Raw genomic sequence first — 1,396 nt, forward strand, 5'->3', positions numbered from 1 at the left:
TGATTTTTTTGATGCAGTGTAATAATTTCGCTTTTTGGTCATTCTATTCCCCTCTTATATTAGAAGAATAGCTCTTAAAAATACCTTTTTTTCGTCTAAAAATCCGCGCCTATATCAGATGCTCATAAAACGTTTATGGGGCAACCTCTTACCGCCGTTAAAGATTGGTTTCGTATGACTTTGCAAAAAAAATGGTTTCCTGAATTTTTTTGGACAGCTGTTGCAAAACTCTTTAACGTGAGTGATAAAACAACTACCTATGAAGAAGCTCATCAACGTATTCAGCGATTTGGGCTGGTATCGGCAAACATGGAACAGGTGCATAACATTTTAGATGGCGGTGATCCTAAACGTTACATCGAGTTCAATCAGATGACGGGTCTGGCTTGGCATCCCTCTGATAATGGGGTAGGTATTGAAAAATATTATTTGAACATGATGAATGATTTTATGACTACTTATTATGAGGATGCAAAAGCTCGAGGTGATGATGCATTAATCGAATATTATAAAGCTTATACTGGTGTCTGTTTTGAAGATAGAATGAAATTGATTGAGCAATATATGGCTGCGCATCCAACGTTAGAAATGCAAGCCGCAGCGAAAGACAATGTCGAGGCGGAAATGGATATTGACCCCAGTCTAATCGCTTCTTATGATGACAGCACAGATATAAATAATGTTCTGTATGCAGAGTGTGGCGAGTTAACTGCAAGGTTAACTAAAAAAAATGGAGAAGAAACTAGTCCTACACCTCAAGACTTATGGGATCATCTGGTAAAAAAAGGTGTTGTGGGAAGAGAGTTTCCTGCTCCTGATGGCTCGGGTGCTAAAGTTAAAATATCGTTAGATTACCTTAACAGCGATGAGGTTCGGTCCAACCTTATCGATATAGTAATGGTTCTACAAGATGGACCTAAAATTACAAAAAAAGTAGAAATGCCTAAAGAGCTAGATGATGTTGCCGATTATAACTCCAGCACAAACATTACCGATGTTCTCTTTCAAGAAATAAAAGAGCTTTCCGCATTAATAGCACAAAAGGAAAACGCGAAACCTGGAATGGGAAGAACTCCCACTATGCAAGAAATATGGGAGCGTCTCGTGGAAAAAGGAGTTGCAGGAAGAGAGTTTCCCAAAAGTAATGGAAGTGACGAAAAAGTTGCTATAACCGCTGAATATCTCAATAAGGACGAGGTGAGAGAATATTTTATTGAGGATATGTGCGCTGTTGAAGATGGTCCTAAAATAGCTGTAAAAGCAGAAGTAAGCCTAACTGACTCATGTTACGCACGGTCAATTTTAAGCTGCCATATTTTTAAGCTCCTGCCAAGCAATCTGGTTCGCTCTAAGAATCAATTTGTACTTAATAGCAAAGTGATTTAAATGAGTTTTT

Annotated in this window: 1 protein-coding gene; it reads left to right on the top strand. The window is 38.3% G+C overall.

Annotated elements, in window-relative coordinates:
- The first annotated feature begins 135 nt into the window (after positions 1-135).
- Positions 136-1,386 (top strand): hypothetical protein, encoded by a 1,251-nt coding sequence (locus ELY15_RS15780; RefSeq protein ID WP_127101711.1) that lies wholly within the window; start codon positions 136-138, stop codon positions 1,384-1,386.
- Positions 1,387-1,396 lie beyond the last annotated feature (10 nt).

The organism is Legionella sp. km772, from assembly GCF_003989735.1.
Classification (GTDB): Bacteria; Pseudomonadota; Gammaproteobacteria; order Legionellales; family Legionellaceae; genus Legionella.